Source organism: Photobacterium sagamiensis, assembly GCF_050337085.1.
Classification (GTDB): Bacteria; Pseudomonadota; Gammaproteobacteria; order Enterobacterales; family Vibrionaceae; genus Photobacterium; species Photobacterium sagamiensis.
Map to the genome: position 1 here is coordinate 1 of NZ_JAKJSP010000130.1, position 725 is coordinate 725.

At 58.4% G+C, this 725-nt stretch carries 1 protein-coding gene; it reads right to left on the reverse strand.

What is annotated here, in order from left to right:
• Nucleotides 1-725, reverse strand: a 725-nt coding sequence (locus L4D76_RS28780; protein WP_428444204.1) for a VCBS domain-containing protein, incomplete at both ends; no start/stop codon positions are given.

Consider the following 725-nt stretch of genomic DNA (forward strand, 5'->3'; position numbering starts at 1 on the left):
CGGTGCCGTTGATGGTTACTGTAACTTGCTGCTCGGTGCCGTCGGTCGCGGTAAAGGTGATGGTGTCGGTAACCTTGTCGCCCTGATCCAGCTGCTGCACCTTGGTTTGATCTAAGGTGTAGGTCCAGTTGCCGTCAACCAGCTCGAAGCTGCCGTAGCCGTTGTCGCCGGCGGTGCTGGCCACATTATCAAAGCCTGGGGTGTCGCCGTTATCCACGTCGCTGATCGCAATGCTGCCGCCGGTTGTAACCGCCGCATCGCCGATATTGCCTTCGCTCACCTCACCGCTGAAACTGCCGCTCACTTCCGGTGCATCTTCGGTGCCGTTGATGGTTACTATAACTTGCTGCTCGGTGCCGTCGGTCGCGGTAAAGGTGATGGTGTCTGTAACCTTGTCGCCCAGACCCAGCTGCTGCACCTTGGTTTGATCTAAGGTGTAGGTCCAATTGCCGTCAACCAGCTCGAAGCTGCCGTAGCCGTTGTCGCCGGCGGTGCTGGCCACATTGTCAAAGCCTGGGGTGTCGCCGTTATCCACGTAGCTGATCGCAATGCTGCCGCCGGTTGTAACCAGCGCATCGCCGATATTACCTTCGCTCACCTCACCGCTGAAACTACCGCTCACTTCCGGCGCATCTTCGGTGCCGTTGATGGTTACTGTAACTTGCTGCTCGGTGCCGTCGGTCGCGGTAAAGGTGATGGTGTCKGTAACCTTGTCGCCCTGATCC